Here is a 22,541-nt window from a genome sequence, read left to right as displayed (position 1 = left end):
CTTGCATGACGCCTGCACGGGCGGGTTTGCTCCGGGGCTTGAAACAGACCCCGGGTGCGGGCAGCGCTGCGCTTCAGCGCAAAGCCTGAATCACCTCGCGCGTGGCCGTCAGCATATACTGAAAATCCTCCTCGCTCAGCCAGTGCTGGAAAGGAAAGGAAACCATGCTGTCAAAAAAGGCGTCCGCATTGGGGCAATGGGCCGTGCCGCAGCCCAGGCGCCTGTAAAAGTCGTAGCGGTCAAGCGGAATATACTGCACCACGCATTTGACGCCCTTTTCCTCAGCCATGGCGCGCATGAAGCGGTCGCGCATCTGCGGGCCCGCGGTCATGCGCGCGGCCAGCAGATGATAGTTGTGGCGGCGGCTGTCCACGCGGTGAAATTCCAGCTCCGGGCAATCGGCCAGCGCGTCGATGAACGCCAGCGCCCTGGCCCGCTTTTCGTCGTTGATTTGGTCGATGCGATCCAGAAGTTTCGCGCCCAGGGCGCATTCCACCTCGCCCAGGCAGTAATTGCCGGGCAGCAGCATGTCGCCGTCCAGCATGGGCACGTCCACATTGCCCATGGCGGGCTTCCAGTAATCCGGACGCTCGAAAGCATAGGCGCAGTGCCCGTTGTGCCGCAGGGCCGGGATCACGGCGGCCAGGGCGGGATCGCGCACATAGAGCATACCGCCCTCGCCCAAGGTGGTCAGGTTTTTGTGCGAATGAAAGGAGAACACAGCCATGTCCCCGAAGCTGCCGGCCTTTTTGCCCTCCACTTCCGCGCCGATGGCCTGCGCGGCGTCTTCGATCAGGATCAGGCCGCGCTCCCTGCACAGAGCCGCAATGGCGGGCATGTCGGCCACATAGCCGTAGAGGTGAACCACCACCACGGCTTTTGTCCTGGGAGTCAGGGCTTTCTCAATGCTTTGGGCCGTGACCACGCGGGTGCGCGGATCCACGTCCGCCCAGACCAGGCTCGCGCCTTTTTTCAGATAGGGGTAGGCCGAAGCCGTGAAGGTGTGCGAGGGGATGACCAGCTCGTCGCCGGGCTTGAAGCGGCAAAGCTGGGCGGACATTTCCAGCGCCGCGCAACCGTTCATGGTGGTGAAGCAGGAACCCTGGGCCACGCCCTGATACTGCGCGAACTTGCTTTCAAAGGCGAGCATGTACCGCCCCTGGGTCAGGGGATCGGCGTTGCGCATGGCCTCCGCGACCACCGCGATTTCTTCTTCCGTATAGCGGATGGCGCGTCCGCTGAAGTTGACTTTGATCTCCATAGCCGCACTCCCTGATGACTCGTGATTGGAAGGCCGCGGGCTGTGCGCCTGCGCATCCGGGAAAAACGCGTTGGGCAAAAAGCCTGCCCATGACCTCACATGCGCTTGAAGCGCTCAATGACGTTTTCCTGAGTCAGGATCTTTTTGAAATCCGGGCCCAGGCGGTTGGCCAGGGGTTTTTCATGCACAATGCTGGCCTCATAGAGGGCCGTATATTGCTGGTCGCTCAGGCCCCGGCAGATGCCTTTGGGCAGATCGATGCCCTGACGCTCGATCATGCGCATGAAGTCCCGGTATTCGTCCGGATAGATGTCTTCCTGCACGGAAAGGGCATAGCAATTGGCCAGACCGTGCCGCATGTGCAATACCATGCTCAGGCCCGCGGAAATGGGATGCACCGTGCCCACGAAACCCGCGGCCATGCCGCCCAGGAAGGAGGCGATCATCAGCAGTTCGCGGTTCTCGTCGCTCATCATATCTTCGGAGAGGAAGACCCGTTTGCAGATGTCGATGGCTTTTTCCGCCAGGGAATCCACCACCACATTGCGGTAGGAGCCGGACAGGCTCTCAAAGCAATGCATATAGGTGTCAATGCCGGTGTAGAAATATTGATTGCGCGGCACCCCGGCGGTCAGTTCCGGATCCAGAAGCACCTGATCGAACATGGTGTAATCGCTGTTCATGCCCAGCTTCAGATTTTTTGCCTCATTGCAGATAATCCCGGTACGCGAGGTTTCAGAGCCAGTGCCGGAAAGCGTGGGCACGGCGATTTTATAGGGCGCGGGATGTTTGACCAGCTCCCAGCCCTGATAGTCCTCGGCCTTGCCGGGATTGGTCAGCAGATTGCCCACGCATTTGCAGGTGTCCAGAGTGGAGCCGCCGCCAAAGGCCAGCAGGGCGCCGGGCGTTTTGCCGCTCAGAAACGCACGGGCCTGGGCCGCATAGCCGTCCACGCTCTCTGTGGTGGGCTCCTGGCTGGTGTCCACATACATCAGCAGATCCCCGCTTTCCACGGGCAGCCGGGCCGCCAGTTTTCCGTCCCTGAAACAGTGATCGAGAAAGAAAAGCGCCGGGCCGGGCCGGCCTGCGTCGCGCAGAGGCTTCAGTATATCTCCGAGCTGGGAAAGCGCGCCCTTGCCAATCATATAATGGCCGACATTTTTCGCGTTGCGGTACATGATTGCCCTCTTGTTATAACTGGTGATTCCGGGGCCATACGCCATCAAGGCCTTTCTGGCAAGCGGGCCCGCGCCGGGTTCCGCCTCAAGGGCGTTCGTTCCCCGCCGCCAGGGGATCGGCCCCGAAGCGATTGGGCCCGGCCGTGCCCGGCAAAGAGAGAATGGCCAGGTAGCAGACGCACATGGTCAGGGAAAGCAGAGCCGAGGCCGGGACCGCGTTCGCTCCGGGCGCGCCGCGTCCCAGCAGCCAGAGCAGCAGGCTGCCCAGGGGGATCAGCAGCCACCAGCCCGAAAGATTGCGATCGTGCAGGCGGCGTACCGTGACCCCGAAATTGGGCAGCAATAAGGCCAGAGAAATCAGAAAATTCAGGCCCATGGCCGTCCCGGGCGGAAAGGGCGAAAGCGCCAGCCCGGCGCACAGATTGATCAGGCCGATGCAGAGCATGAACCACCAGAATTCCGAGCGGGACGCGCGGCCCCGGAAACAGGCGTATTTGTCTTTCAGACAGACGCGGACGGCCTCGGCAAAGGTCATGTGGCTTTCTCCAGCGTTGCTTTATGGGGCAATGCGAGTCCCGTCACACCGCACACGGCCCGGCCCGGCTCTCCGGGAGCATGGGCGCGCCGCCGCAGCCTCAGGTCCGGGCCTGCCCTCAGGCCGAGCGGCCGCGCCAGGACTGAACGGTATTTTTCAGGAGCATGGCAATGGTCATGGGCCCGACCCCGCCGGGCACAGGCGTGATGGCCCGCGCCCTGGGCGCCACCGTGGCGAAGTCCGCATCGCCGCGCAGCCCCTGGGGCGTGCGGCTGATGCCCACGTCAATGACCACTGCGCCCTCGCGCACCATAGAGCCGGTCACAAAACCGGGTCTGCCCACGGCCAGAAAAAGGAAGTCCGCGCTTCGGCACTCCCCTGCCAGATCCGCGGTGCGCGAATGGCAGATGGTCACCGTGGCGTCGGCATACGCGCCGGGCCGGGCCAGCAGCATGGCCAGGGGCTTGCCCACAATATCGGAACGGCCCACCACCACCGCCTTTTTGCCCGAGGGCGAAAGATCATAGCGGCGCAGCAGCTCCATGACCCCGGCGGGCGTGCAGGAAACGAAACCGGGCAGGCCCAGGGAAAGCCGCCCCACATTCTCAGGGTGAAAGCCGTCCACATCTTTCTCCGGATCAATGGCCAGCAGGCAGGCCTGGGCATCCAGGCCCTGCGGCAAAGGCAATTGCAGCAAAATCCCGTCCACGTCCGGGCGGGCGTTGCACTGGCGGATCAGGGCCAGCAGATCGCGCTGGCTGGTCTGCGCGGGCAGGTGAAAAGGAAAGGAGAGGATGCCCGCCGCGGCGCAGGCCCGCTCCTTGTTGCGCACATAGACCTGCGAAGCCGGGTCCTCGCCCACCAGGATGACCGCCAGTCCTGGCGCGCGGCGGCCCTGGCCGCAGGCGGCGGACACTTCGTCCGCGAGCTCCGCGCGGATGGCAAGGGCTGTTTCTTTGCCGTCAATCAGAAGCATGCTTTTCTCCGAGCGTGGATTTTCAAGCGTTGTCTGGAATTATTCCTTATACGCCGCCCGGCCCGCGAACTCAAGCAAAGACACGACGGCCCCTGAAATACGCGTCTTTTCCGAAACAGCTTGTGACGGCAACGCCGAAGCGCATGACGCGCTGCCCTCCTTGCGCAAAACCCCGCGCCCGGGAAAAGGCGCGGGGGTATCGGACGTTGTGCATGAAGACGAGAAATGTTCCGTGTACAGGCAAAAATGCCGCACGGCTTCATCCGGAAAATACTTCGCCCCGGCATCAGGCACGGCACTGACCATTGCAGCGCCGGGCCGCCGGGCAGCGATCGCGGGGCCGGGTCGTTTACTCTTCGGCATTGCCCAGTGAGTAATACTCGGCCAGCATGGGCCCGAAGAACTCGGCCTCGTCGCCCAGTTCCTCCTCAATGCGCAGCAGCTGATTATACTTGGCCATGCGCTCGGAACGGCAGAGCGAACCGGTTTTAATCTGTCCGGCATTGACGCCCACGGCCAGATCCGCGATGAAGCTGTCTTCCGTCTCGCCGGAACGGTGCGAAATCACGGTGGTGTAGGCCGCTTCCTTGGCCATTTCAATGGTATCCAGGGTTTCGGTGACCGTGCCGATCTGATTCAACTTGATCAGAATGGAGTTGCCCACGCCTTCGGCAATGCCTTCGGCCAGGATCGACGGATTGGTCACAAAAACATCGTCGCCCACAAGCTGGGTGCTCTCCCCGAGGCTGGCAGTGAGCATGCCCCAGCCGTCCCAGTCGCCTTCGGCCATGCCGTCCTCAATGGAGATCAGGGGATATTTGCGGGTGAACCCGGCGAGCCATTCGACCATCTCCGCATTGCTGAAGGTTTTGCCCTCGCCCTTGAGCACATATTTGCCGTCCTCGTAAAATTCCGAGGCCGCCGCGTCAATGGCCAGAGCCACTTCGCCGCCGGGATTGTAGCCCGCCTCTTCAATGGCCCTGATGATATAGGCAAAGGCCTGATCATGATTTTTGAGGTTGGGGGCGAAACCGCCCTCGTCGCCCACGCTGGTCACAAGACCGTCGGCTTTCAGGATGGCCTGCAGGGTATGAAAAATTTCCGCGCCCATGCGCAGGGAATCGCGAAAGGTCATGGCGCCCACGGGCATGATCATGAATTCCTGGATATCCAGATTGTTGGGCGCGTGCGCGCCGCCGTTGATGATGTTCATCATGGGCGCGGGCAGCACCTTGGCGTTGACGCCCCCCAGATAGTTGTAAAGGGGCAGGCCCAGGCAGGAGGCCGCCGCGCGCGCGCAGGCCATGGAAGCGCCCAGCATGGCGTTGGCGCCCAGGCGGGACTTGTTGTCCGTGCCGTCCAGATCGATGAGGGTATTGTCGATCTGGACCTGGCGCAGCACGTCCAGGCCCACGAGCGCGTCGGCGATCTCGCCGTTGACATGCTCCACGGCCTTGGTCACGCCCTTGCCGCCGTAGCGTTTTTTGTCGCCGTCGCGCATTTCCAGAGCTTCGCGGCTGCCGGTGGAGGCCCCGGAAGGCACGGCGGCGCGCGCGCACTGCCCGGACTCCAGGCTCACTTCCACTTCCACGGTGGGATTGCCGCGCGAATCCAATATTTCACGGCCGAATACAGAGGCGATGATGCTCATGTGGGCTCCTTTGCCTTGAGTGTTTTTTTGTTTCTGAAGCATTTTTTGATTGAAAATATCCATTTTCAATCACTTCGCCAAAAAACGCGGTTTCTGGCTCATTTCCGGCGGCTGTGCCGCCCCAAAAAATTCAAAGGCTGTCACGTCTCTCGTAGTACAGACGACGCAGCCCTTCCAGAAGCAGGGCGGGCAGCACCTGATCAAAAACAGAGCTCACTCTGGCGATGGCCGGGGCGAAACCGCCTGTGGCCAGCACCTTGGTCCGGCCCTGCAACTGCCGCCGCAAGCGCTGCGTCAGGCCCTCCACCATGCAGACAAAGCCGAAAACCAGGCCGTGCTGGATGCTGGTGACCGTGTCGCGCCCCGGCGACGGCTCCTGCGCGCGGATGTCCAGGTTGACCCTGGGCAGCTTGGCCGCCTCGCGCGAAAGCGCGGCCAGAGCCGTAAGAGGACCGGGAAAAATCAGGCCCCCCAGGTAGGCCTCGCCGCTCACGCAGTCAAAGGTGACGGCCGTGCCGAAATCCACCACGATCAGCGAGTCGGCCTCCGGGCAGAGTCTGCGCGCGGCAAAGGCTCCCACCAGGCGGTCGGCCCCCACTTCCGAGGGCCGCTCGTAACGATTCTCCAGGGGGATGGGAAGATCCTCCCCGACGCAGTACAGGGGGCAATCCATATAGCGGGGCACGGCCTCGCGCAACAAGGGGTCAAAACCCGGCACCACGGAGGAGGCCACGCAGGCCTTGAGAGAGGCAGGCTTCACCCTGGCATGCCGCAATATGGACAGCAGCATGAGCCCCAGACCGTCCGCTGTCTGACCGGGATCGGTGCGCAACGTATATGAGGTCAGCACATGCCGTTCATTGGCAAGGCCAATCTTGATGGAGGTATTTCCTATATCGAAGAGCAGGAGTTCCGGCTGCATACCACGCTCCGCAATGGCCAGAAAGATCTTGGCTCGCCGCAAAAGTATGCCGGATTCGCGGCATGGAAGCAAGCGCGGCTTTCCCGACCGTCAGGGCTGACGCATCTTGTGCGGCAGCCCTGACGGCGATGCTGCAGCATCGCCCGAAGCCGCAGGCTTCGTGGGAGCGAAGTGCGGCTCCGCCGCCGAAGCGGCTCTCCTGTCCCGACCGGATCGGAGCGGCCGTTTGCGCAGGCGGATTCCATGTAACGCATAACAGCAGCGCGTTTTGCTCATGAAAGTAGAGCGTTTTGCTCATGAAATTAGCTAAACCGCTCCAGCAGGCGCTAACGCCGCCGCACGATCAGCCAGCCCGCATTTTCCCACAGCACGTCGCCGTAGCGTTCAAGCTCCGGTCTGTCCTGCCGGCGTCCGCTGAACAGCCAGGGCGCGCCCGAAGCCAGCCAGGCCTGCACATAGCCTGTGGGGCCGCTTTCTTTCATGGCCGTATAGCGCAGCCAGTCGCGGCAGCCCCGCACATCCTTGTTGTAAAAAAAGACATAGCCGTCCTTGAACGTATGCACCAGCCCGCGCAGGGCCAGGTAGCGCACGGCCATGTCCTCGCCATCGCTGAACACCGCCTGCCCGGCCGGGACAAGCCGTTGCAGGGCTTCAAGGGCCTCGCGGTACACAGCGGCCCGGCGCATCTCCTCACGCGCTCTCTCCTGCAGCGGCAGGGACAGAACGGGGATCTGCCGGGTCAGGGCATACATTGCGGCCATATGCTGCCGATCCCGGCTCAGGCTGAAGGTCGCCAGCAGCGTTACGGCAAACAACAGCCCTTTGACGGGCCTGCTGAAGCGGGGCCAGAAGCAGGCCAGGCCGGAAATGATCATCAGCCAGGAAAGCGGGGCCAAAAAGCGCACACCGCGCACAAGCTCATGCCCCAGGGGCAGACGCCCGAAATGCGGCGCAAGCAGCGATTCCACCCAGGAAAAAAGCGCCACCAGCACCAGCGCCAGCAGAAAGGCCGGGTACATGCCGGCCAGCCTGCGGGTCATGGCTCCGCCCCGGCGCAGGGTGATCAGCCAGCCTGCCAGACCGCCGCAGAAAAGCAGCAGCACCGGGTTGCCCACCCGCGCCAGGCCGGCAAGCTGCGACCAGAACTGCCCGTAATCCTTCCGCCAGCGCCGGGCGAAAAGCTCCTGAAAGACATTGAGCTCAGCCGCGCTGAAGGCCTGCGTCTGGGTCAGCGAGGGCCAAAGAAAGGCCAGCACCGGGATAAAATAGGCTGCCAGACAGAGAACGAGGTTGCCCAGATGCCCGGCCGGGCTCAGGCCCGGCGGCCTGCGCAGGGCAAAGGCCATAAAGAACATGGCGCCCGTGGCCAGGGCGCTGATGCCGTGCACCCACATGCACAGACCCGTGGCCAGCATGGCCAGAGGCCGCAACCAGGGCCTTGTCAGGGCCGCAAGCGCCGCCAGCAGCAAAAAGGGCCATACGGCGGCAAAAAAGACGCGGGGCACCGGATCGGAATGGGCAATGCCCCAGAATGTGCCCCAGCCTATCCAAACGAACACGCCCGAGACCAGCGCCAGCATGGCGGCCAGGATCGGGCTTGTGAACAGTCGGCGGCCCAGCAGGTAAAAGCCCGCGTAGAAAACGAAGATGCACGCTGCGCCGGCGCGGAACAAACCCAGGGTATAGTCGTCCCCCGGGGCCAGCCGGGTGGCGACAAAGCGTTCCAGGTTCCAGATGCTGTTGGCCGGCGTCGCCTCGCGCAGCACGGGATCCAGGGCAAAGAGCTCGGGATGCGCTTCCCCGGCCATGCCCTGGGCATAGGTGGCCAGATCGCTGTCCAGAAAAGCGCCCCCGGCGGACAGGGGCACAATGCCCCGCAAAACAGCCCCGGCATAGAGGGCAACAAGAAGCAGAAACAGGAGATCCGCCAGGCGGCGCAAGCGCGCAGCTCTTTCCTGCGCTGCCGGGGAAGGGGGCAAGTCAATCATATCGGGATCACCAGTACTGCCGCAATGGCGGAAGTCGGCTGTTTAGCCCGTGCGCGTGCAAAAGTAAAGCCGGGGCATTTCTCGCCCGCGCTGCGGCGCATGAGCCAACCACAGACCTTAAGGCAATATGCTCTAAAAGTAATCTGCGCTGGGGGCAGTGCGGCCTGCTGCCCACGGCAATGCTCCGGCGCTCCGGCAGACGCCTCACGCTTTGGAGCGAAATTTGCAGACGGACAGGTGAGCCATAGGTATAGAAAAAGGCTTGCGGGTAGCCATGTACCGGCGGCAAGGGGCGGCAGCCCTGTATTTTCGCCGCCGGGCCTTGCACTGCGCAGCAAGGGAAAGCCCGCGCGCGCCGCGGCCGCGTCATGTGGAATTTTTTGCACGCGCAGGCCGCACATGCGCGGAAAACAGGCGTCCCGAACATGCCGGCGCGGCATGATTCCGCGCCTTTCAGGCCCACGGCGGCGGAAGGGGCCGGGACAAAGATTTTGAACCCCTCGCCCAATACCTTGACTTCAACCACGTTTTGGCCCAACAGTTTTCAGTCAAGCACCAATAACGATTCCGCGCCGGCGTCGCCAATGCCGGTTCACGCCGATGGCGCGCCGCACGCCGGCGGGGCCGTCCGTGTGGCGGACCAGACAAAGCACGGATGCAGCAACGGAGCGCCGCCGCGAATTTGTCCGCAACGCGCGGATCGGGATGCGCAGGCGTCTGTTCCGGCCCTTGTTTGAACAGGCCGGAAACAGCCGCACACCAGCACAGCGAGGCAAACAAGAGTAATGTCCAAAATTCTGGATTTCGCATTGGGGATGTTTTCCAACGATCTGGCCATTGACCTGGGCACGGCCAATACCTGCGTCTATGTCAAGGGGCAGGGCATCGTGCTGCGCGAGCCCTCGGTGGTGGCGGTCAAAAAAGACCCCCGCGGCAACAACGTGGTTCTGGCTGTGGGCCAGGACGCCAAGCGCATGCTCGGCAGGACGCCGGGCAACATCTGGGCCATCCGGCCCATGAAAGACGGCGTCATTGCCGATTTTGAAATCACCGAGGCCATGCTGCGCCACTTTATTTCCAAAGTGCACAATTCCCGCCGCCTGGTGCGCCCCAGAATCATGATTTGCGTGCCCACGGGCATCACCCAGGTGGAAAAGCGCGCAGTCAAGGAATCGGCCCAGTCCGCCGGAGCGCGCGAGGTCTATCTCATTGAGGAGCCTATGGCCGCGGCCATCGGCGCGGATTTGCCCATTCAGGAGCCCACCTCCAACATGGTGGTGGATATCGGCGGCGGCACCACGGAAGTGGCGGTGATCTCCCTTTCCGGCATCGTGTACTCGCGTTCGGTGCGCGTGGGCGGGGACAAGATGGACGAAGCGATCATGACCCACGTCAAGCGCAAGTACAATATGTTGATCGGCGAGTCCTCGGCTGAAGAGATCAAGATCAAGATCGCCTCGGCCTATCCCCTGGACCCGGAACAGCAGATCGAGGTCAAGGGCCGGGATCTGGTCACCGGCATCCCGCAGAACATCATCATCACCTCCGAGGAAGTGCGCAAGGCCATTTCCGAGCAGGTGGACAGCATTGTGCAGGCCGTGCGCATCGCCCTGGAGCAGACCCCGCCGGAACTGGCCGCGGACATCGTGGATCGCGGCATTGTGCTCACCGGCGGCGGTGCGCTGCTCAAGGGCCTGGATCAACTCTTGCGCGAAGAAACGTCCCTGCCCATCACTGTTGTTGACGATCCGCTTTCCACCGTGGTGGTGGGCACGGGCAAAGCGCTTGATAATCTGCCCATACTCAAAGAAGTGTGTATTGATTAGCTGTGCTGCAAGCGACCCCTGACGTTGCGTTGGCGCCGATTCCGCCGCGGCGTCGTCCCTATCCGCATACCGCGCTTTTGATCCCTGAGGGCACACGCCTGTGACATTGCGGCGCATTCTGATCTTTGCGGGCATTCTGCTGATTCTTTTTCTGGGCATGTATTCCTGGAACCAGCGCACCCGCACGCTTGACGATCTCGCGGCCGGCCTCGGTCTGGAACTGACCGGCGCGGTGCTCAAGCCCATGCGCTCTCTTCAGGATGTGAGCGTGGGCTTCTGGGATCGCTATTTTGACCTGGTGGGCGTGCGCGAGGAAAATCAGCGCCTCAAAGTCCGGGTGGCGGAGCTGGAATCCCGCCTTCTGGCGCACGGCGAGGATCTGGCGGAACTCAAGCGCCTGCGCGCCCTGCTCCAACTGCCGGTGGACGAAAGCTGGCGGCCGCTGGGCGCGCGCGTCCTGGCCGGGCGCATGGGCCCCAACGCCGTGCTGGACAGCATCACCATCAGCCGCGGCTATGCCACGGGCGCGCGCCCGGGCACGCCGCTGGTCACTCACCTGGGGCTGGTGGGGCGGGTGCTCAGGGCCAGCGCCCATACGGCCACAGCCCTGCTGCTCACGGATCCGGGCAGCCGCATTGCGGTTTTCTCGCAGGATGGCCGCGCGCCCGGCATTCTGGCGGGCCGGGGCACGGGACGGAATCTGGAAGTGAATTTCGTGCAGCGCGACGCGGATGTCACAAAGAATGAGGTGCTGATCACCTCGGGCCTGGATGGCAAGTATCCCAAGGGCATTCCCGTGGCCCGCGTGCTCAGCGTGGCCCCCTCGGACTACACCCAGTTCATGGCCGTCTATGCCGAGCCTCTGGTGGATTTGCAGCACCTTGAAGAAGTGCTCCTGCTGGAGCCAACAGGTATTGTTCCCGCGGCTGCGGAGCCCTCCGGGCCGCCGCCTCCCTTTGTGGGACCGCCCGCGCCCCGAACCGCCGTGACGCCATGAGCAAATTCCGCAACACCGTCTGGTGGTTTGGCTTCATAGTCCTGGCCATCGGCTTGCAGGCGCTGGCGCCCGGCCTGGACGTGCTGGCGGCCGGGCTGATCATCCTCCTGCAGGAGCGGGACTATAAAAACATGCTCTGGCTGCTGCCGCTCTTTGTGCTCTTGCAGGAGGGCATGGGCACGCGGGTTTTCGGCGCGGCCATCGTCTGGTACGCGGCCGTGATCGCGCTTTTCAAACTGGGGCGCTGGCTGTTTGAAGTGGAAAATTTCATCTTCGTCTTTCTGCTTTCCGCCTGTCTGGGCGCGGCCTGTTACGCCGTGGCCTGGCTCATGGCTCCCTTGCAGAATCTGACCTTCAACGTGCAGGACACCCTGGACAAAAGCCTGATCCAGGCGCTTTTCCTGCCCTTTGCCTGGCGTTTTCTGGTCCTGACCCGGCAGTGGACGAATAATGAGGAACAATAAGCAACCGCTCCCGCCCGATTCCGGCGACGCTGCGCCCGAACGCAAACAGGGCATCCGCTCCTGGCTGAAAATCCAGGTGGAAAGCGAGGGCTACCAGCCCCCGCGCGGGGGCGTGATTTTGCTGCAGGTGCTGGTGGGCCTGCTTTTCTTTCTCTTTGTGGTCCGTTTCTGGTACCTTCAGGTCCACCGCGGCGAGGAATTCGCCCGGCAGGCTCAGGAAAACCGCCTGCGTCAGGAGCGTATTTTCGCCCCGCGCGGCCGTATTCTGGATGATCGCGACAAGGTTCTGGCCGACAACCGCACCGCCTACGGCCTCTCCCTGGTACGCGAGGACTGCCGCGACATCCCGGCCGCACTGGCCCAGATCAGCGCCTGGTCCGGCATTCCTCTCGCGCAAATCCGGGAGAAATACCAGCAGGATCGCTTCAAGGTAAAATCCTTTGAACCGCTCCTGATGATCACGGACATCGACTTTGATCTGGTGGCCCGCATTGAATCGGAAATTTACGCCTGGCCCGGCCTGGAAATCGTGGTGCGCACCAAGCGCAGCTATCCGGAAAAAGATCTTTTCGCGCATGTTCTGGGCTATGTGGCCGAGGTCAACGAGCAGGAAATGGCCAGGGACGAGGCCCTGGCCATGGGCGATCTGGTGGGCAAGCAGGGCCTGGAGCTGGAACTGGAAAAAACGCTGCGCGGCCGCAAGGGTCTGTATGACGTGGAAGTGGACGCGCACGCCCGGGTGCTCGGCAAAATGCTGCGCGAGGAGCCCCACAGCGGCCGGGAAGTGAATCTTTCGCTGGATCGCGACCTGCAACAGGCCGCCTGGGACGCCCTGGGCGGCGAAGCGGCCTGCGTGGTGGTCATGGAGCCGGATACGGGCAAGCTGCGCGCCCTGGTGACGTCCCCGGCCTATGACAATAATCTTTTCGCGGCCGGCATTTCCCGGCGCGACTGGGACGCGCTGCGCACCAGCAACCGCTTTCCCATGCAGAACCGGGTGATCCAGAGCGCGTATCCGCCGGGCTCGGTCTGGAAACTGGTCATGGCCGCGTTGTTCCTGGAACGCGGCATCAGCTCCCGCGAAACCGTGTTCTGCCCCGGCCAGATCAAATTGGGCAACCAGATTTTCCGCTGCTGGAAGCGCGGCGGCCACGGGGCCATGAACCTCGAAAACGCGCTGGTCAACTCGTGCGACGTCTATTTTTATCTCATGGCCGAGCGGCTCGGCATCGACAAGCTTGAAGAATTCGCCAGGGCTTCCGGCTTTGGCAAGCCCACGGGCATTGATCTGCCGCACGAGAGATCCGGCCTTGTGCCTTCCCGCCGGTGGAAAAAACAACGCTTCGGCAGGGACTGGGTGCGCGGCGAAACCTATAACGTCTCTATCGGGCAGGGCTACACGCAAGTCACGCCGGTGCAGATCGCGGTCTATGTTTCGGCCCTGCTCAACGGCGGGGACCTGCTCAAGCCCCAGCTTTTGAACGACGCCCCGCGCGAGGTCAGGGGCCGTGTCCCGGCCAGGCCCGAGACCTTGCAATTCGTGGTGAATGCCATGCGCAAAACGGCCGGCATCGGCACGGCGCGCGTGGTGGGCCGCAAGGATGCGGACATGGGGGGCAAAACCGGCACGGCGCAGGTGGTCAAACTGAAACTGGCAGCCGGAGACCGCCGCCTGCGCTCCTCTGAAATGGAATACAACCAGCGCGACCATGCCTGGATCGCCACCTGGGGATCAAAAAACGGCAAAGCCTATGTGGTGGTGGTCATGGTGGAGCACGGCGGCGGCGGCTCAAGCGTTGCCGGGCCCATAGCCAAAAAGATTTTCGAGCATCTGTTCGGGCCGGACGCCGGCCCGCCTGTGGCGCAGCCTGCCGCCACGCCGGCCGCCCGGGCAAACCGGATCCCGACCGGGTAGCGGGCGGCCGCGGGGCAAGAGCGTTTGCAACGGCAACCTACACCGGCACAGCATCGGGGAACATTCTTTGCGGCCCTGCCGCGGAAGCATCTTCATGGACAAACGTCTTTTCAGCTATCTCAACTGGGGCTTGCTGGCCTGCATGCTGCTGCTCTATTTGCTGGGCGTGGGCAACCTTTACTCGGCCAGCGGCACGCGGCTGGAGGACGGCCTGGCCTTTTCCGGCTTTTATCAGCGTCAGTTGATTTGGGGCGTCTGCGGCCTGGGCTGTATGCTGCTTGCCATGAGTTTCGATTACCGCCAGTTGCGCAATCTGGCCTGGCCTTTTTTTCTGCTGGCCGTGGCCCTGCTTCTGCTGGTGCCCCTGGCGGGCAAAACCGTGTACGGAGCCAAGCGCTGGATCTCTCTGGGCTTTATGAGCATCCAGCCCTCGGAGCTGGCCAAGCTGGCCGTGCTGGTGCTGGCCGCGCGTCTGCTGGCGCGCGACGGCCGCCCCCTGGGCTGGAAGGACTTCAGCGCCGTGCTCTGCGTGGGCCTGATCCCCTGCGCTTTGATCATTATACAGCCGGATTTGGGCACCACGCTGATGATCCTGCTGATCCTGGGGGGCATGATCCTCTTTCACGGGATCAGGGGCTATGTGCTGAAAACCTGTCTGCTGGCCGTGCCTTGCGCGGCGACCGTGATGTGGTTTGTGGGCATGCACGATTACCAGCGCCAGCGCATCCTGACCTTTCTGGATCCGGGCAACGATCCGCGCGGAACCGGCTACCATATCCTTCAGTCGCGCATTGCCATCGGTTCGGGCCAGCTCTGGGGCAAGGGCTTCAGGGAAGGAACCCAAAGCCAGCTGCGCTTTCTGCCCGAACGCCATTCCGACTTCGCGGTGGCCGTATTCGGCGAGGAATGGGGCTTTGTGGGCTGCGTGGCCCTGGTCACCCTGTTCTGTCTTTTTCTGCTCTCCATTTTTTCCACGGCCGTGCAGGCCAAGGATCGCTTTGGCAGCATGCTGGTGGTGGGAGTCTTCTTTTATTTTTTCTGGCAAATTTTCATCAATATGGGCATGGTGATCGGGCTGATGCCGGTGGTGGGCATTCCGCTGCCCTTCATCAGCTATGGCGGCAGCGCCACTGTGGTCAACTTTACCCTGCTGGGCATTGTGCTTAATGTGTCCATGCGGCGCTTCATGTTTAAAAGTTGAAAAAAACACGCGTACAACGGAGAAGCATTGTGGGCAAGGATGAAATCGCATATCTCGGTTCCGATACCGTGTATGAGGGCAAACTCACCTTCAAGGGCACGGTGCGCATTGAAGGCAAATACAGCGGTGAAATTCAGAGCGACGGCACCCTGAACGTGGGCAAGGACGCCCAGGTGGATGGGACGCTCGAAGTAGGCGAGCTGCTGCTTTCCGGCCATTTTTCCGGCGAAATCACGGCCAAGCGCCGGGTGGTTGTCTATTCTTCCGGCGTGCTGGAAGGCATCCTGCAGACGCCCAATCTGCTCACCGAGGAAGGCGGCGTCATTGACGGGCAAATCACTATGAAAAACCCCGGCAAGGCCAAGAGCCCGGCCGGGATGAAACAGAGCTGACGCAGCTTGTGCGGCAGCCCTGGAGTCCGCCTGGCCCCGGATTGCCGGGCTGGAAAAAATAGCGTATATGTATTCTTGGATACAGCGACTGCGGCCCTGACGCCTCCCTTGCCGATTGAGCTTCGCGCCCACGGCGCAGGCGGCCGGGTAACCGCCCTGCCCCGCTGACAACACTGCGCGTCCGGCGTCGGCGTCGGGCGCGGCATACAGCTCTTTCCCAAGGAGACATTTATGGCACAAGATTATTTCCGCGCGCTCAGGGACGTGGCGCTGGTGATCAATTCCAGCCTGGAACCCAGGGATGTCCTGCATAAAATCACCGAGCAAACCGCAGCCACCATGGGCTGCAAGGCCAGCACCATCCGGCTGCTGGACAGCACCGGGCGTTTTCTCCTGCCCAGCGCGGCCTACGGCCTTTCGGATTCGTACCTGCGCAAAGGCCCGGTGGAGATCAAACGCAGCGGCATGGACGGCGAGGTCCTGGCCGGCAAGACCATCCATCTCAAGGATGCAGCGGCCGACGGCCGCTTTCAGTACCCGGCTTCGGCCAAGGCCGAAGGCCTGGTTTCCGTGCTTTCCGCGCCGCTGATGGTTGACGGCAAGGCCATCGGCCTGATCCGCGTCTATTCCGCTGTGGAGCGCGAGTTCACCCCGGATGAGGAGACCTTCATGGAAGCCGTGGCCGCCGTTTCGGCCCTGGCCATTGAAAACGCGCGTCTGCATGAGGCCCTGCGCAACAATTACGAGCTGATGGCCAAACATGCCTATTCGGTCTACGAAGACTGAACAGGCCCGGCCCCTTGCCCGCCGGAGCGTCAGGCCTCGCCGCGCGCGCCGGTCATGTATGCCTGAATCGCATGTGGCCTTTTTCGCCGCCGGCGGCGTGGAACCTGGTTTTTTTTCGGGCATGGACGCAAAGAATCCCTCCTGCCTGAAAAACCCGTTTGCCGTGCTGCCGGCAAAACATCGCGCATACGGCGCGGCAATCCCGAATTTTCCCTTTTTTATGCTGAGGATAGCAATATGAAAAAAGTCAAAGTGGGCATCAACGGCTTCGGCCGCATCGGCCGCCAGGTTTTCCGCGCCCTGCACAAAAGTTACAGGGAGCGCGTGGAAGTGGTGGCCGTCAACGATCTCTTCGACGCGGAGACCAACTTCCATCTGGCCGAATATGACTCGGTCTACGGCCGGGCTTTTTTGGACGCCAGGGTCGACGGCCAGAACGTGACTGTGGGCGACTGGAACATCCACTGCTTTGCCGAGCGCGACCCCAAGCAACTGACCTGGGGCGAGTACGGCGTGGATGTGGTCATTGAAAGCACGGGCATTTTCCGCACTGCGCCGCAGGCCGCCGTGCACCGGGACAACGGCGCGAAAAAGGTGATCATCACCGCGCCCGCCAAAGAGGAAGACCTCACCATTGTCATGGGCGTGAATCAGGAGCAGTACGATCCGGACAAACACCATATCGTGTCCAACGCCTCCTGCACCACCAACTGTCTGGCCCCGGTGGCCCTGGTGCTGCAACGCGAGTTCGGCATCCAGATCGGCAATATGGTCACCATCCACTCCTACACCAACGATCAGCGCATTCTGGACATGGCGCATAAGGATCTGCGCCGGGCGCGCGCCGCGGCCTGCAACATCATCCCCACATCCACGGGCGCGGCCCAGGCCGTGGCCAAAGTCATTCCCGAACTCAAGGGCAAGTTCAGCGGCTACTCGCTGCGCGTGCCCACGCCCACGGTCTCGGTGGTGGATTTTTCCGGCATGCTGGAAAAGCAGACCGATACCGAAACCGTGCTGGGCAAGCTCAAACAGGCCTCGGAAACCTACCTCAAGGGCATTCTGGAATACAATGACAAGGCCCTGGTTTCCATGGATTTCAAGGGCAATCCGGCTTCCTCCATCCTGGAGGCTTCCTACACCACGGTGCAGGACGGGCATTTGATCAAGGCCGTGGCCTGGTACGACAATGAATGGGGCTATTCCAACCGGGTCTGCGATCTGGTCTGCCTGATGCAGGACAAAGGTCTTTAGAGCATATTTTTTTGAAACGCTCGTCCGGCGCTGCACAGCGCCACAAACGCGCAGGGCGCGCCCCCGTCTTCACGATGAGGGGCGCGCCCTTGCGCGTCAGGCAGGGGCAGGCCCTAGAGCATTTTGCTTTTGAAATTATTCAATTTCAAAAGCGGCGCTGCCATCATTTCGCCTGAAAAGCGTGGTTTTCAGGCTCATTCGGCGCGGGCGTCCGCTCCCGCGGCCGCCAGAGCGGTTGCCGCTTTCAACAGCAAACCGCTCTAAATGCGGATGCTGTCGCGGATGTCTTCCAAACGGGCCTTGGCGAACATCAGATAGGACAGAACCAGCTCCCCGGAGTTAAAAGACGAGGTGATGTAAAGCGGGTCATAGGTGCAGATGCGGTTCAGGTACTCCATGACCGCGGCCATGTTGTCCTCATTGTTTTTGGCCCGGATCTCAGGATACAGAACATACAGGGTATTGATGAAGTCCCGCAGCACCAGCACGATGCCCTGCACTTCGTAGATGCGATTATCCAGCTCATGGAAAGACATGTCCTGGGCATTTTCCAACAGGCCCAGGGCGTAGCCCAGCAGGTTTTCGCCGGTGACAGTGACAAAGGAGGCGTACAGATCATCGGTGCGGCAATTATAGACGCCCGTGCCCTTGTCCAGAGAGTCTTTATACTGCTCCAGCAGCTTGAGGCCCTTTTTGTAAGAGCCCTCGGCCGAAGGGAACATGAAGCTGCGCGGATCCAGGGCAAAGCTGTTGATGCGCGCTTTATAGAGAAATTCGCTTTCGCGGTCGCTGGAGCCCAGTTTGGCGATCTGGCTGGAATAGAGATCCAGCAGGAATTTTGTGGCGTGGTAGACGCCATATTGGCGGTAGGCGCGGTTATCCAGCGCGAAACGGTTGAAGATGATGTCGTTGAAGCTCCAGCCGAAGGGGGAATCCAGCTCATAGCGCAGTTGATGGGTAATGGCGTCCAGCAGGATTTTGCCTTTTTCATTGTCGGCAAGCTGGTCGGCATTTTCGGGCACGGCTACGGGATCCGGAAAGGTGGTGGCGTCCACTATGCCATAAACGCGTTGCAGGCCCCAGATCACAACCAGAATGCCCACCAGAAGGCTGGCCTGCACGGCCAGGGTTTTCAGCACAACGCGCATTTTCAACACCGGGGGAAGTTCAGGCAGTTTCATGAAAAAAATCCTCGCTTGAGAGACGGTGAGCTGCGCCGTTCCGGCTGAACGGCATCGACTTATAATAGGAACGTATCGGCCCGGCGGAAGGGGCAGGGCTGAAAAAAACTCTCATCTTGGCACATACGGCTTTTCAAAGCCGATCTGCTCTGGAATGTCCGCACACTGCGCTTTCCAGTCACACGAAATGATAGCCTTCTTCCAGAGCCCTGGCATTGATCGGGAGCAACGCGGCGTAATGCGCGCTGATCACGCGCCTGAGCGCGTCCTGCACGGCCGCGAGCGGCAACGCGCCCGTGGCCTTGAGCCAGGCTCCCAGGGCCACCATATTGGCCAGCTTCACATTGCCCAGCGCGTGCGCCATGTCGTTGAGCGGAATGTAAACGCTGCGCAGCCCGGCGTCCAGCAGGGTTTTGTCGATCAGCGAGGCATTGACGATCTGCACGCCTTCGGGGCGAAGGCGCGCCTGGAATTTGCGCAGCGAGGGCTCGTTGAGCATAATGGTGGAAAGCGGCTCCCGCACCAGAGGGGAGCCGATGGGATGCGTATCCAGCACAACAGTGCAGTTGGCCGTGCCCCCGCGCATTTCCGCGCCGTAGACCGGAATGAAGCTCACTTCCAGGCCCTGCTCCATGCCCGCCTGCGCCAGCAGATTGCCGATCAGCATCACGCCCTGGCCGCCGAAACCGGCAATAATCACGTCCCGGTACTCAGTCACGGGGAACCTCCCTGGCTTTTGCGCCGTCCGTGCCGCTCGCATCCTTGAACACGCCCAGGGGAAAGACCGGGATCATGACTTCGGCAATGCGCCTGTTGGCCGCCACCGGGTCCAGATGCCAGTTGGTCGGGCAGCCGGCGAGCAGTTCCACAAAGCCGAAGCCCAGGCCCGCGATCTGTACCTCAAAGGCTTTGCGCACCGCCCTTTTGGCCGCCAGCACATGTTTGACCGAATCCAGAGCGCAGCGCTCGGCATAGGCCACGCCCTGCAACTGGGCCATGATTTCCGTGAGGCGCACCGGCCCGCCCTCGTTGCTCAGGGAGCGGCCCTGGCGGGTGGTGGTGGTTTTCTGCCCCACCAGGGTGGTGGGGGCCATCTGGCCGCCGGTCATGCCGTACACCGTATTGTTGATGAAGATCGTGGTGATCTTTTCGCCCCGGTTGGCCGCGTGCAGGGATTCGGCCAGACCGATGGCCGCCATGTCGCCGTCGCCCTGATAGGTGAAGACCACGGCATCGGGCCGCGCGCGACGCACGCCCGTGGCCACGGCGCAGGCCCGGCCGTGCGGGGCTTCCAGACCGTCCACGTTGAAATAATCATAGGTGAAGGTGGCGCAGCCCACCGAGGCCACCAGGATGGTCCTCCCGGCCACACCCAGCTCGTGCAGCGCCTCGCTGACCAGACGGTGCGCAATGCCGTGATGGCAGCCGGGGCAGTAATGCGTGACGCGCTCGTTGAGCACGGGATTGCCGTCGAAAACAAGGCGTTCGCCCTCGCGCGGGCGCAGGAGCGCTGCCGTTTGCGGGTCTTGCATGATCACTTCTCCTTGAGGGCCTGGAGCATGGGGTCCACAAGCTCTTCCGCGCCGATAAACAGGCCGGGCATCACCCCGTGCCAGCGCGTTTCGGCCGTGCCGTTCAGGGCCAGGCGCACATCCTCGACCATCTGGCCAATGTTCTGCTCAATGACCAGAAAACGCCGCCCCGGCGCCAGGGCGCGCAGCGCCTCATCCGGGAAGGGGTAGAGCGTCACGGGTCTGAACAGCCCCAGCTTGTGCCCCTGGCCGCGCAAATGCCGGATGGCGCTGCGCGCGATGCGGGCCATGGAGCCGAATGCCACCACAACCAGTTGCGCGTCGTCCACGTCCGATTGCTCCCAGACGGTTTCCGCGCGCATGGCCTCATAGGAGCGCATCAGCATACGATTGCGCTCGGCCAGCGCGCCTTCGGCCAGATACACGGATTTGAGCAGACGCGGCGCCGCGTCCCTGCCGCGCGCGCCATAGCCCTCCAGCCGCCAGTCAGCGGCCAGGGCCCGGATCTGATCGGGGCGCAGCGCGCCCGCGGGTGGCACGCGGCGCACCGGCTCCTTGATCTGGCCAACCATGGCGTCGCCCAGCACCATGACCGGATTGGCGTACCTGAAGGCCAGGGCAAAGGCCCGGAACATGAAGTCATAGCACTCCTGCGCCGTGGCCGGAGCCAGCGCCAGGTTGCGGTGATCGCCGTGGCCGCCGCCCTTGACCGCCTGGAAATAATCCCCCTGGGAAGGGCCGATATCTCCGAGACCCGGGCCGCCGCGCTGCATATTGACGATCACGCCGGGGATCCGGCTGCCCGCCATATAGGAAATGGCTTCCTGCATCAGTGAGATGCCGCAGCCCGATGAGGAGGTCATGGCCGGGATGCCGCAGGCCGCCGCGCCCAGAAGCATGTTGGAGGCGGCCACCTCACTTTCGGCCTGCACGAACTGCCCCCCGTTTTCCGGCAGCAACCAGGAAAGCGTCTCGGGGATTTCGTTCTGCGGCGTGATCGGATAGCCGAAATAGCAGCGGCAACCCGCATCCACCGCGCCGAAGGCCACAGCCTCATTGCCCTTGATCAGCACGCGCCCGGGCGCGTTTTCGGCGTGCGCCGCGCTCATGCCGCGCCTCCCTTGTGTTTGCCGCTTTTAAACACGCGGATGGCCACGTCCGGACAGATAATCGCGCAGGAAGCGCAGCCGGTGCATACGCCGGCCATCTCCATGACTTCGTACCCCTGCCGGTTGTAGCGGCCCGACGGGCGCAGGATGCCCACAGGGCAGACCTCCACGCAGAGCTTGCAGCCTTTGCAGCGCTCCTCCAGAAAAACGACTCGTGACATGTGCGCTCCCTGGGAAGCGCCAGCCGTCCGCATCAGCGGATCAACATGGCGTCCCCATAAGAAAAAAATCTGTAGCCCCGCGCCACGGCCTCGGCATAGGCGGCCAGCACGCGCTTGCGCCCGGCAAAGGCCGAGATCAGCATGAGCAGGGATGATTCGGGCAGATGGAAGTTGGTCAGCACGGCATCCACCACGCGGAAGCCCCGGCCGGGATACAGGAAGATGTCGGTCCAGCCCGTATAGGGCTGCACCCGGCCGCACAACTCGGCCACGCCTTCCAGGGCGCGCACGCTGGTGGTGCCCACCGCGACCACCGGGCGCTTCTCGGCCCTGGCTCTGGCCACAGCCTCGGCGGTTGCCTCGGGAATTTCCACATATTCCCGGTGCATACGGTGGCCGCGGATATCCTCGCTGCGCACCGGGCTGAACGTGCCGTACCCCACATACAGCGTTACTTCGGCCCACTGAAAGCCCGCCTGCCTCAGCTCCCGGCGCAGCTCAGGCGTGAAATGCAGCCCGGCCGTGGGCGCGGCCACGGAGCCGGTCTTGTCGTCCCTGGCGTAGACTGTCTGATAGCGGTTGAGATCCTCCTCGCCGTCGGCCCGTTTGATATAGGGCGGCAGGGGAATGTGCCCGGTGGCGGCAAAGGCTTTGGCCAGATCTCCCTGCCAGCGCAGGCGCACCCGGCGACGGCCAAAGGGGCCGGACTGCAATACGGTCACCCTGATGCCCGCGCCAAAGTCAAAGGTTTCGCCTTCGCGCACGCGGCCGCCCGCGCGCACCAGGCCTTCAGCCTCGGCGCTGAAAGCGCCCTCCGCTCCGGCCGGCGCATCAGGCCCGGCCTGCGCCAGCACCAGCGGCAGGGGCGTGAGCAGCAGAAATTCCACCTTGCCGCCCGTGGCCCGCGAGCCCAACAGGCGGGCCTGAAGCACGCGCGAATTGTTGACCACGATCAGCGCCTTTTCCGGCAACAGGCCGGGCAGATCGCTAAAGCGCGCATGGCGCAGATCGAGATCGCCCGTCCGGGGCATGACCAGCAGCCGGGACGCTCCCCGCTCTTCCGGCGGGAACTGGGCAATCTGCTCCGGCGGCAGCTCGAAATCATAGCTGCTCAGAAAAAAATCCGCTTCTTCGGTGATCATGACAGTCCTA

The 22,541-nt window shown here is 62.6% G+C and carries 22 protein-coding genes; 9 read left to right on the top strand and 13 right to left on the bottom strand.

The window, feature by feature from the left end; genetic code table 11:
- Positions 1-73 precede the first annotated feature (73 nt).
- The 7 genes from G7Y51_RS06435 to G7Y51_RS06405 all read right to left on the bottom strand — a co-directional run bounded on the left by G7Y51_RS06435 (position 74) and on the right by G7Y51_RS06405 (position 8,511).
- Complete coding sequence (locus tag G7Y51_RS06435; RefSeq protein ID WP_165175708.1) at positions 74-1,261, bottom strand: DegT/DnrJ/EryC1/StrS family aminotransferase; 1,188 nt, start codon at positions 1,259-1,261, stop codon at positions 74-76.
- 95 nt (positions 1,262-1,356) lie between these two features.
- Complete coding sequence (locus G7Y51_RS06430) at positions 1,357-2,439, bottom strand: iron-containing alcohol dehydrogenase family protein (RefSeq protein ID WP_165175706.1); 1,083 nt, start codon at positions 2,437-2,439, stop codon at positions 1,357-1,359.
- 85 nt (positions 2,440-2,524) lie between these two features.
- Positions 2,525-2,974: a DUF805 domain-containing protein gene (locus G7Y51_RS06425; protein WP_165175704.1), complete on the bottom strand. Its 450-nt coding sequence runs from the start codon at positions 2,972-2,974 to the stop codon at positions 2,525-2,527.
- A 118-nt stretch (positions 2,975-3,092) separates the two neighbouring features.
- Positions 3,093-3,950: a bifunctional methylenetetrahydrofolate dehydrogenase/methenyltetrahydrofolate cyclohydrolase FolD gene (folD, locus tag G7Y51_RS06420; protein ID WP_165175701.1), complete on the bottom strand. Its 858-nt coding sequence runs from the start codon at positions 3,948-3,950 to the stop codon at positions 3,093-3,095.
- A gap of 349 nt (positions 3,951-4,299) precedes the next feature.
- Positions 4,300-5,601: a phosphopyruvate hydratase gene (eno, locus tag G7Y51_RS06415; protein WP_165175698.1), complete on the bottom strand. Its 1,302-nt coding sequence runs from the start codon at positions 5,599-5,601 to the stop codon at positions 4,300-4,302.
- Between the two features lie 130 nt (positions 5,602-5,731).
- Positions 5,732-6,523, bottom strand: coding sequence for a type III pantothenate kinase (locus G7Y51_RS06410; RefSeq protein ID WP_165175730.1), 792 nt, complete (start codon positions 6,521-6,523; stop codon positions 5,732-5,734).
- Positions 6,524-6,849: 326 nt separating this feature from the next.
- Positions 6,850-8,511, bottom strand: a complete 1,662-nt coding sequence (locus G7Y51_RS06405; RefSeq protein ID WP_165175695.1) for a translation initiation factor 2 — start codon at positions 8,509-8,511, stop codon at positions 6,850-6,852.
- A gap of 785 nt (positions 8,512-9,296) precedes the next feature.
- Here G7Y51_RS06405 and G7Y51_RS06400 point away from each other — a divergent pair.
- The 9 genes from G7Y51_RS06400 to gap all read left to right on the top strand — a co-directional run bounded on the left by G7Y51_RS06400 (position 9,297) and on the right by gap (position 17,346).
- A complete protein-coding gene (locus G7Y51_RS06400) occupies positions 9,297-10,337 on the top strand; it encodes a rod shape-determining protein (protein WP_165066061.1) in 1,041 nt (346 codons plus the stop codon).
- Between the two features lie 100 nt (positions 10,338-10,437).
- Positions 10,438-11,334, top strand: a complete 897-nt coding sequence (mreC, locus tag G7Y51_RS06395) for a rod shape-determining protein MreC (protein WP_165175692.1) — start codon at positions 10,438-10,440, stop codon at positions 11,332-11,334.
- Positions 11,331-11,798: a hypothetical protein gene (locus G7Y51_RS06390; RefSeq protein WP_165175689.1), complete on the top strand. Its 468-nt coding sequence runs from the start codon at positions 11,331-11,333 to the stop codon at positions 11,796-11,798. The genes mreC and G7Y51_RS06390 overlap by 4 nt, the downstream gene beginning before the upstream one ends.
- The gene (mrdA, locus tag G7Y51_RS06385) at positions 11,785-13,713 is read left to right on the top strand and encodes a penicillin-binding protein 2 (protein WP_165175686.1); all 1,929 of its coding nucleotides are present in this window, start codon (positions 11,785-11,787) and stop codon (positions 13,711-13,713) included. The genes G7Y51_RS06390 and mrdA overlap by 14 nt, the downstream gene beginning before the upstream one ends.
- A gap of 94 nt (positions 13,714-13,807) precedes the next feature.
- Positions 13,808-14,914, top strand: a complete 1,107-nt coding sequence (rodA, locus tag G7Y51_RS06380) for a rod shape-determining protein RodA (protein ID WP_165175683.1) — start codon at positions 13,808-13,810, stop codon at positions 14,912-14,914.
- Between the two features lie 29 nt (positions 14,915-14,943).
- On the top strand, positions 14,944-15,306 hold the full coding sequence (locus G7Y51_RS06375) for a polymer-forming cytoskeletal protein (RefSeq protein ID WP_165066048.1): 363 nt from the start codon (positions 14,944-14,946) through the stop codon (positions 15,304-15,306).
- Between the two features lie 231 nt (positions 15,307-15,537).
- Positions 15,538-16,092, top strand: a complete 555-nt coding sequence (locus tag G7Y51_RS06370) for a GAF domain-containing protein (protein ID WP_165066045.1) — start codon at positions 15,538-15,540, stop codon at positions 16,090-16,092.
- A 73-nt stretch (positions 16,093-16,165) separates the two neighbouring features.
- On the top strand, positions 16,166-16,333 hold the full coding sequence (locus tag G7Y51_RS06365) for a hypothetical protein (protein WP_165175680.1): 168 nt from the start codon (positions 16,166-16,168) through the stop codon (positions 16,331-16,333).
- Entirely contained in the window at positions 16,330-17,346 is a 1,017-nt protein-coding gene (gene gap / locus G7Y51_RS06360) for a type I glyceraldehyde-3-phosphate dehydrogenase (protein ID WP_165175677.1), read from the top strand. Before G7Y51_RS06365 ends, gap begins: the two co-directional genes overlap by 4 nt.
- A gap of 260 nt (positions 17,347-17,606) precedes the next feature.
- On the opposite strand, the gene G7Y51_RS06355 is transcribed toward gap, so the two are convergent.
- The 6 genes from G7Y51_RS06355 to queA form a co-directional block, all read right to left on the bottom strand.
- Positions 17,607-18,527 (bottom strand): DUF2333 family protein, encoded by a 921-nt coding sequence (locus G7Y51_RS06355; protein ID WP_165175674.1) that lies wholly within the window; start codon positions 18,525-18,527, stop codon positions 17,607-17,609.
- A gap of 178 nt (positions 18,528-18,705) precedes the next feature.
- A complete protein-coding gene (locus G7Y51_RS06350) occupies positions 18,706-19,245 on the bottom strand; it encodes a 2-oxoacid:acceptor oxidoreductase family protein (RefSeq protein WP_165175671.1) in 540 nt (179 codons plus the stop codon).
- A complete protein-coding gene (locus G7Y51_RS06345) occupies positions 19,238-20,059 on the bottom strand; it encodes a thiamine pyrophosphate-dependent enzyme (protein WP_165175669.1) in 822 nt (273 codons plus the stop codon). The genes G7Y51_RS06350 and G7Y51_RS06345 overlap by 8 nt, the downstream gene beginning before the upstream one ends.
- A 2-nt stretch (positions 20,060-20,061) precedes the next feature.
- Entirely contained in the window at positions 20,062-21,168 is a 1,107-nt protein-coding gene (gene vorB / locus G7Y51_RS06340; protein ID WP_165175667.1) for a 3-methyl-2-oxobutanoate dehydrogenase subunit VorB, read from the bottom strand.
- Entirely contained in the window at positions 21,165-21,389 is a 225-nt protein-coding gene (locus tag G7Y51_RS06335; protein WP_165066017.1) for a ferredoxin family protein, read from the bottom strand. Before G7Y51_RS06335 ends, vorB begins: the two co-directional genes overlap by 4 nt.
- Before the next feature lie 32 nt (positions 21,390-21,421).
- A complete protein-coding gene (gene queA / locus G7Y51_RS06330) occupies positions 21,422-22,531 on the bottom strand; it encodes a tRNA preQ1(34) S-adenosylmethionine ribosyltransferase-isomerase QueA (RefSeq protein ID WP_165175665.1) in 1,110 nt (369 codons plus the stop codon).
- Positions 22,532-22,541 lie beyond the last annotated feature (10 nt).

The organism is Desulfovibrio sp. ZJ369, from assembly GCF_011039085.1.
GTDB lineage: Bacteria > Desulfobacterota > Desulfovibrionia > Desulfovibrionales > Desulfovibrionaceae > Desulfovibrio.
This window is presented reverse-complemented; position numbering and strand designations above follow the sequence as displayed.

Coding starts and splice junctions, on each gene's coding strand:
- G7Y51_RS06435 (WP_165175708.1), bottom strand. CDS start 1,261: ATGGAGATCAAAGTCAACTTCAGCGGACGCGCCATCCGCTATACGGAA.
- G7Y51_RS06430 (WP_165175706.1), bottom strand. CDS start 2,439: ATGTACCGCAACGCGAAAAATGTCGGCCATTATATGATTGGCAAGGGC.
- G7Y51_RS06425 (WP_165175704.1), bottom strand. CDS start 2,974: ATGACCTTTGCCGAGGCCGTCCGCGTCTGTCTGAAAGACAAATACGCC.
- folD (WP_165175701.1), bottom strand. CDS start 3,950: ATGCTTCTGATTGACGGCAAAGAAACAGCCCTTGCCATCCGCGCGGAG.
- eno (WP_165175698.1), bottom strand. CDS start 5,601: ATGAGCATCATCGCCTCTGTATTCGGCCGTGAAATATTGGATTCGCGC.
- G7Y51_RS06410 (WP_165175730.1), bottom strand. CDS start 6,523: ATGCAGCCGGAACTCCTGCTCTTCGATATAGGAAATACCTCCATCAAG.
- G7Y51_RS06405 (WP_165175695.1), bottom strand. CDS start 8,511: ATGATTGACTTGCCCCCTTCCCCGGCAGCGCAGGAAAGAGCTGCGCGC.
- G7Y51_RS06400 (WP_165066061.1), top strand. CDS start 9,297: ATGTCCAAAATTCTGGATTTCGCATTGGGGATGTTTTCCAACGATCTG.
- G7Y51_RS06390 (WP_165175689.1), top strand. CDS start 11,331: ATGAGCAAATTCCGCAACACCGTCTGGTGGTTTGGCTTCATAGTCCTG.
- mrdA (WP_165175686.1), top strand. CDS start 11,785: ATGAGGAACAATAAGCAACCGCTCCCGCCCGATTCCGGCGACGCTGCG.
- rodA (WP_165175683.1), top strand. CDS start 13,808: ATGGACAAACGTCTTTTCAGCTATCTCAACTGGGGCTTGCTGGCCTGC.
- G7Y51_RS06370 (WP_165066045.1), top strand. CDS start 15,538: ATGGCACAAGATTATTTCCGCGCGCTCAGGGACGTGGCGCTGGTGATC.
- gap (WP_165175677.1), top strand. CDS start 16,330: ATGAAAAAAGTCAAAGTGGGCATCAACGGCTTCGGCCGCATCGGCCGC.
- G7Y51_RS06355 (WP_165175674.1), bottom strand. CDS start 18,527: ATGAAACTGCCTGAACTTCCCCCGGTGTTGAAAATGCGCGTTGTGCTG.
- G7Y51_RS06345 (WP_165175669.1), bottom strand. CDS start 20,059: ATGCAAGACCCGCAAACGGCAGCGCTCCTGCGCCCGCGCGAGGGCGAA.
- vorB (WP_165175667.1), bottom strand. CDS start 21,168: ATGAGCGCGGCGCACGCCGAAAACGCGCCCGGGCGCGTGCTGATCAAG.
- G7Y51_RS06335 (WP_165066017.1), bottom strand. CDS start 21,389: ATGTCACGAGTCGTTTTTCTGGAGGAGCGCTGCAAAGGCTGCAAGCTC.
- queA (WP_165175665.1), bottom strand. CDS start 22,531: ATGATCACCGAAGAAGCGGATTTTTTTCTGAGCAGCTATGATTTCGAG.